The following is a 7,422-nucleotide window of genomic DNA, read 5'->3' on the forward strand; positions in this document are numbered from 1 at the left end:
GAATCGTCGGAAAGGTCGTGCCCATGCCGATTCGTTCGTCCCTGATCATCGTGTTGGCCGCGGCGGCGCTCCTCGCCACGAGCTGCAGCGACGACACCGGCGCCGACATCGACGGTGAGTCGGCGCCCACGACCGTGACCCCGGCAACGACCTCGTCGGTGCCGGCGGTCGTCGCCGCGGTGACCGGACCGATCGTGACCGGCGACGGACCGATCCTGCCGCAGCCGGCCACGCCGCTGCCCGAGGGCTATGTGGAGGAGGAGTACTTCATCGGCGGGACCGCCACCAGCTATGAGACCGTCGGCGAGTGGGGTCTCGACGGGCAGTGGGAGGCCTCGCCGGGCGAGACGGCCGACTACGAGACCCGCGTGATCGTCCGCCGACCCCCGGCCGAACGGTTCAGCGGCACCGTGGTGGTCGAGTGGCTCAATGTCACCGCAGTCGAGGCCTCGCCCGACTGGGGCTACCTGGTGGAGGAGATCGGGATCTCGGGCCACACCTATGTCGCGGTGAGTGCGCAGGCACTCGGCGTGATCGGTGGCGAGAGCCTGATCCCGGTGGAGGTCGACGCCGAGGCCGCCGCCACGACGGGGGAGGACGTCCCGGTCCCGGCCGCCGGCGGGCTCGTGGGGGCCGACCCGGCTCGCTACGGCACGCTGGCCCACCCCGGCGACGCCTACGCCTTCGACATCTACACCCAGGTCGGGGCGGCCGTCGCCGCCGGCGAAGGCGGCCTGCTCGGCGGGGAGAGCCCCTCGCAGGTGCTCGCGATCGGCGAATCGCAGTCCGCCGGCTTCCTCACGACCTATGTGAACGCCATCCACCCGCGGACACCGGTCTACGACGGCTTCTTCGTGCACAGTCGCGGCGCAGGCGGCGCGCCGCTCGGCGGCCGTTTCGGCGACGACACGTCGTTCGTCGACGAGGGCGCCCGCATCCGCACCGATCTCGATGTGCCGGTGTTCATGCTCGAAGCCGAAACCGACCTGACGTTGCTGGGTTACACGCTCGCTCGCCAGGACGACACCGACCTGATCCGCACCTGGGAAGCCGCCGGTACCGCGCATGCCGACGCCCACGTGATCCGCAGCATCCTCGGCGGTCCGCGCGATGCGAGCAGCGGGTCGTTCCTCGGGTGCGCCAACCCGATCAACACCGGACCGCATCACGAGATCGCGCAGGCGGCGTTTCGTCACTTCGTGGGCTGGGCCGCCGGCGGTGCAGCGCCCCCGGCCGGTGCCCGCATCGAGACCACCGACACCGAACCGGTGGCCATCGTCCGCGACGAGCTCGGTCGGGCGCTGGGAGGCGTGCGCAATCCGCTGGTCGACGTGCCCGTCGTGATCACCACCGGCGAACCCTGGGCGGCGACCGATCTCGGTGGTGAGAGCGGCATCGACGTCTGCGCGCTGTTCGGGCAGACGATCGCCATCGAGCGAGCGGGATTGCTGGACCTCCACGGTTCGGCGGAGGGCTATCTCGCCGCATTCGACGAATCGGCTGCCGCCGCGGTGGCCGCCGGCTTCCTGCTCGACCACGATGCCGACCAGCTCCGTGAGGAAGCCCGGGCCAACACCGGTCTCTTCGAGTGACGGGAACCGGCCTGGTCGGTTCGCAAGTTACCCGTCGGTCAACTTACGCTGCGCACATGTCGCCTCTGCCCGATCACGCCACTCGCCGCTCTCCTCGACTGCGCCTCATCGTCGCCATCGCCGCGTTGGCGGTTCTGTCGCTGGTGGCGGCCGCCTGTGGCGACGACGGCGATGCCGCGCCCGTCGCCGACGACGCCGCGCCGACCGATGCCGACGAAACACCCGACGAGGCCGACGGCGCCGAAACCGGGACCGACGACACCGAGGTCGCCGAGATCGCAACGGTGGCCGCCGACTTCGCGACGAGCGCGAACTTCGGTCAGGTGACCGTCACCGAGGCCGAGCCCGGTACCGAGCTGACCCTGCGCGGCGCGGGCACCGAGCAGACCGGCACCGTCGACGAGCTCGGCAACCTGCTGTTCCGCAATGTCGAACCCGGCGACGGCTGGCAGGTGCTGGACCTGAGCGCCGATCCGGCGCCGGCGAGCGACGAGCTGCGGGTGCCCACGTTCGACGAGCACCCGGACGCGTCGTTCTACGAAGCCCAGGAGATCGGCGACGGGTTCGGCTACATCGAGACCCGCGACGGCACGCTGCTCAGCGCCACGGTCCGTCTGCCCGGGCCGGTCGAGGACGGGCCCTACCCGACGGTGATCGAGTACTCGGGCTACGACCCGTCGAGCCCCTACGAGGTCGAGCCCGCGATCAACATCTACGGCCTGCTCGGGTGGGCCACCGTCGGCGTGAACATGCGGGGCTCGGGTTGTTCGGGTGGCGCCTACGACTACTTCGAGCCGGTGCAGTCGCTCGACGGCTACGACGTCATCGAGGCCATCGCGGCCCAGGACTGGGTGTACGAGAACCATGTCGGCATGGTCGGCATCAGCTACTCGGGCATCAGCCAGCTGTTCGTGGCGCAGACCCAGCCGCCGAGCCTCGCCGCGATCACCCCCATCTCGGTGATCGAGGACTCGTATCGCTCGGTCGTTCGACCCGGCGGCATCTACAACAACGGTTTCGCCAAGAGCTGGGGGGAATCGCGACAAGGCGCCAACGACGCCTACGGCCAGGAATGGGTCACCCAGCGCATCGAGGAGGACGGCGACGAGGTCTGTGACGCGAATCAACTCCTCCGCAGCCAGAACCGCGACCTGTCCGAGGCCGCCGCGGCGACCGAATTCTGGACCGACGAAGAGGGCGCCCTGCTTTCCCCGCGCACCTTCGTCGACCGGATCAACGTGCCCACCTTCCTCGCGGGCGCATGGCAGGACGAACAGACCGGCGGTCGTTTCCCCACGATGCTCGACGACTTCGCGAGCGCGCCGGTGTTCAGGGCCCATCTCTACAACGGCGCCCACGCGGACTCGCTCGGCCCGGAGAGCCTGTTCGCGGCCGTCGAGCTGCTCGACGTCTACGTGGCCGAACGCACGCCGGCGCTCAGCCCACTGGTGCGTCTCGGCGCGCCCGCGCTCTACGAAGAGGTGTTCGGGGTGCCGGGAATCCAGGTGCCGGCCGACCGGTTCACGTCGCTCGACCAGGCGCGGGCCGCGCTCGAGAGCGAGCCGCCGATCACCGTGTTCTTCGAGAACGGATCCAACCCCGCCGCCTTGGGGGCCCCGGTCCCGCGCGGATCGATGCAGTTCTCCTCGTGGCCGCCGCCCGAGGCGGAGACCCGCACATGGCAGCTGGCGGACCTCGACGGTGGTGTCGCCGCCGCCGAGTTCACGGTCGACGTCGAACGCTCCCAGGAGCTCACCAAGGCGGCCGATGACGACGGCGACGAGTTCGAGAACCTCGCATGGGCGCCGCTCGATCCCGGCGATGCGTTGGTGTACGAGACCGAAGCGTTCAGCGACGATGCGCTGCTGCTCGGTACGGGCCGGATCTCGTTGTCGATCCAGGCCGACGAGCCCGACGCCGATCTCCAGGTGACGGTGACCGAGGTGCGTCCCGACGGGCAGGAGATGTACGTGCAGTCCGGCTGGTTGCGCGCCTCGCATCGGGCGATCGACGAGGCCGAGTCGAGTGACACCCTGCCGTGGCACCTCTACACGGCGGAGGCGCAGGCCGACCTTCCGGCCGGCGAATTCACCCAGGTCGATGTCGAGCTCTTCCCCGTCGGCCACATCTTCCGAGCCGGCTCACGCCTGCGGCTGATCGTCGACAGCCCGGGCGGCAACCGCAACCTGTGGGCCTTCGACGTGTTGCCGTTCGACGGATCGTCGATCACCGTCGACTCGACGGCGTCGTCGTTCACCCTGCCGTTCGTTGCCGACGTCGAGGTCCCCGAGGGTCTTCCCGACTGCGAGAACACGCGCAGTCAGCCGTGCCGGACCTGGGTCGCCTACGAGAACACCCCGGCGAGCTGAGAGGAGCGATGATGCGGACCAGGATGACGGCCGTCTTCGTCGCCCTCGCCCTGCTCGCGGCGGCGTGCAGTGACGGGGACGGCGACGCCGACGCCGACCCGGGCTCGTCGACCACCATCGCCGAGACGCCCACCACAACAGCGTCGACGACGACAACGACGCCACCATCGACCGCGGTCGACGTGGCGGAGGCCGGCGCCTGCGACCCGGTCGACGGGGCGGCGTGTCTGCTGCCGTGGCCGAACGATCGCTTCACCGCGCCCGACGACGGCACGGTGACGGGCCTACGGATCGACTTCCCGGCCGATGCGACACCGGCGAACGCCGACGGTGTCCACATCGGTGTCGACGAGTGGAACCGCAACGACGGCTTCAGCCCGGCCGCCATGCCCATGACCGTCATCCCCGGGATCGACCCGGTGGCCAGCGGTCTGGCTCCGGTCACCGACATCGCCCGATCGTTGGCCGACGACTCGCCGCTGGTGCTCTTCGACACGGCAACCGGCGAACGGGTGCCGGCGTGGGCGGAGCTCGACTTCTCGGGCACCGACGACACTGACACGGCGCTCGTGATCGTTCCGGCGATCGCCTTGGGCGAAGGCCATCGACATCTGGTCGTACTGCGCGATCTCGTCGATGTCGAGGGCAACGCCATCGAGCCGTCGGACGCGTTCGTGGAGCGTGTGTCCGCCCCGGCGGACCAGCACGATCAGGCGTTGCTCGAGGGCCTCGACGACGCCGGCATCGACCCCGCCGAGGTCACCGTTGCATGGACGTTCACCGTCTCGAGCGCCGAGTCGATCTCGTCACGGCTGGTGGCGATGTGGGACGAGACGAAGACCGAGGTCGGCGACGGCGCGCCCTCGTTCACCGTGGACACGACCGAACTCGCCGGCCTCGCCAACGTGGTCAGCGGCACGTTCGAGACACCCAGCTACCTGAGTGGCGACGGGTCGACCGGCAGCGTCCTCAACAACGAGGGCGATCCCACCGGGATCCCGGTGCGCAACGGCACGCTGGCCACCGAGTTCGTGTGCACGGTGCCCGTCACCGCGACCGCCGAGCGTCCTGCGCCCTTCGTGCTCTACGGCCACGGTCTGCTCGGCAGCCGCAGCGAGGTGCTCGGCATCGGTGGCGTCGGCGCTGCCGCCGGCATCGGCTTCTGCGCCATCGACTTCATCGGCATGAGTACGACCGATCTCCCGAGCGTCGCCGCCGCCCTCGAGGACCTGACCGGGTTCCGCACCCAGGCCGATCGTCTTCAGCAGGGTCATCTCGCCTGGCTGCTGCTCGGCCGACTACTCGCCTCGGACGAGGGCTTCGCGACCGCGGCGCCCTTCCGGGACGGTGACGGCGCGTCGGTCATCGACCACGACCAGCTCTCGTTCCTCGGTGCCAGCCAGGGCGGGATCCTCGGCGCGGCGTCGACCGCGCTCAGCGACGACCTGACCCAGGTGATCCTCGCGGTGCCGGGCATGGGCTACAACCTCCTGCTCCCGCGCAGCATCGACTTCGACGAGTTCTCCGCCGTGTTCAATCTGGCTTACCCGAGTCCGCTCGATCGCATGCTGGCCCGCGAGCTCATGGAGATGTTGTGGGATCGGGGTGAGAACGCGGGCTGGGCCCAGCACCTCACCCGTGACCCCTACGACGGCGCGACCGAGAAGAACGTGCTGATCCTGGCTGCGTTCGGTGACCATCAGGTGGCCAATGTGAGCACCGACAAGCTCGCCCGCACGCTCGGCGTCCCGCTCCGGGAGCCGGGGTTGGCGCCGGGTCGATCGACCGACGTCGACCCGTTCTTCGGCATCGACCCCATTGGTTCGTTGCCCCATGTCGGCTCGGGCTACGTGATGTGGGACTTCGGCACGCCGGCACCGCCGACCGAGAACGCGCCACCCCGTGAGGGCGAAGACCCCCACGGGAAGCTGAGTGATGTGCCGGAGGCGTTGGCGATCGTGGCCGACTTCATCGGGGCCGACGGCGTCATCAACGATCTCTGCGCCGGCGGGCCCTGTCAGACTCTCGCCGAGTAGTCCGGGTCAGTGGGAGCGGACGGCGGCGAGCAGTTCGGACTTGCTCATCGACGAGCGTCCGTCGATGTCGAGCTCGGTGGCCTTTTCGTAGAGGTCGGCCTTGGTCCAACGGTCGTAGCCGGTGGTGGCGTCGTCGTCGGTGTCGACGGCGCGGATCGCCGACTTCACGGCGCCGACGGTGCCGTCGTAGCCATCGGCGACCTCGGAGGCGACACCGTCGCCGACCCGCTGGGCCTGCGCGGTGGCCTGGCCGCTCGTGGTGCGGGCACCGGTGGTGGCGCTCGAGAGGGTGGTGTCGACGGCACGCTTGGCGGTGCCGAAGACGGTCCGCACGGCGTGGTCGGTGCGTCGGCTCACCGTCCGGGCGGACGAGTGGACGTTCTCGACCACGTGGGCGACGGCGTCGTAGCTACGTCCGGCAATGGAGCGCTCGAGCCGCAGGACCGAGGCGGAGAGCGGAGGCAGACGTTCCTCGATCTCGTCGAGGGTGGTCGTCATCCTGGTTTCGAGTGTTGCGGTGGGGGTGTTCATGTCTCGAGGCTTCCCGGGCGCGGACGCTCGCAAACCGTTCGGGCCGGATTCGTCTGCGACATCGGTCACGTGCAGGGGCGGCCGACCGGTGTCAGCCCAACCATGGCTCGTCGAGCTCCCAGGGCTGGGGGTCGTCCACCGGCTCGGGTGGGTGTCGACGGGGTTCGGCCAGCACCTTCGCCGCGACCACACCGCCGACCAGCCCGAAGAGATGCCCCTCCCACGAGATGAACTCCTGGGGGACCAGGCCCGCGATCAGGCTGCTGTAGAACCCGAGCGCAAGCAGGGCCGCACCGAGCGCACGGGCCCGACGTTCGAACACGGCAGCGCCGACGATGGCGCCGAAATAGCCGAAGACCACGCCGCTGGCCCCGATGTGGTTGCCGTCGCCTCCGAGGAGCCAGGTCAGGCCGCCGCCGATCAGCATCGCGGCGGCAGTGACCCACGCCCAGTAGCGCATTCCACGGGCCGCCACGAGCCCGCCGAGGGCGAGAAAGGGGACGGTGTTCGACGCCACATGGCCGTAGTCGGAGTGCAGGAACGGTGCCCAGGCGATGCCGTCGAGCCCGCCCCTGAGGCGGGGTTGGATGCCGTTGGTCTGCAACTCGTTGTCGAGGCTGACGGTGTCGGTCACCTCGACCGCCCACATCGTGAGCAGTGCGATGACCATGAGCCCGACCGGAGTCCAGAGCAGTCGCCACGGTGGTCGCCGGCCGAGTCGGCCGGCGGAGGGGGACGCCGAATCCATGCCGTCACGCTAATGGGGGTCGACCAGTAGCTGCTTGTCAGCGAGTCTGGTCTCGAGCCGCTGGCCGGTCAGCACTGAGTGACGCGGGGTTCTCGAACCCTAGGCCTAGATCGTGCGCCGGCTGGTTGGTGAGGTTGATCGTGATG

General features: G+C 69.7%; 5 protein-coding genes. 3 read left to right on the forward strand and 2 right to left on the reverse strand.

From position 1 onward, the window contains the following. The first annotated feature begins 23 nt into the window (after window positions 1-23). From RIB98_15445 to RIB98_15455, 3 genes are read left to right on the forward strand one after another with little or no spacing between them, the layout of a single operon-like run. Window positions 24-1,592, forward strand: a complete 1,569-nt coding sequence (locus RIB98_15445; GenBank protein ID MEQ8842379.1) for an alpha/beta hydrolase domain-containing protein — start codon at window positions 24-26, stop codon at window positions 1,590-1,592. 56 nt (window positions 1,593-1,648) lie between these two features. After that, window positions 1,649-3,961 carry a CocE/NonD family hydrolase gene (locus RIB98_15450; protein MEQ8842380.1) on the forward strand — a complete coding sequence of 771 codons (2,313 nt, stop codon included), beginning with the start codon at window positions 1,649-1,651 and terminating at the stop codon, window positions 3,959-3,961. A gap of 23 nt (window positions 3,962-3,984) precedes the next feature. Then, on the forward strand, window positions 3,985-5,997 hold the full coding sequence (locus RIB98_15455; GenBank protein MEQ8842381.1) for a hypothetical protein: 2,013 nt from the start codon (window positions 3,985-3,987) through the stop codon (window positions 5,995-5,997). A 6-nt stretch (window positions 5,998-6,003) separates the two neighbouring features. On the opposite strand, the gene RIB98_15460 is transcribed toward RIB98_15455, so the two are convergent. Next, complete coding sequence (locus RIB98_15460) at window positions 6,004-6,528, reverse strand: Rho termination factor N-terminal domain-containing protein (GenBank protein ID MEQ8842382.1); 525 nt, start codon at window positions 6,526-6,528, stop codon at window positions 6,004-6,006. Window positions 6,529-6,619: 91 nt separating this feature from the next. Next, the gene (locus RIB98_15465; protein MEQ8842383.1) at window positions 6,620-7,276 is read right to left on the reverse strand and encodes a rhomboid family intramembrane serine protease; all 657 of its coding nucleotides are present in this window, start codon (window positions 7,274-7,276) and stop codon (window positions 6,620-6,622) included. Window positions 7,277-7,422 lie beyond the last annotated feature (146 nt).

It is taken from the genome of Acidimicrobiales bacterium, assembly GCA_040219515.1.
Lineage (GTDB): Bacteria > Actinomycetota > Acidimicrobiia > Acidimicrobiales > Aldehydirespiratoraceae > JAJRXC01.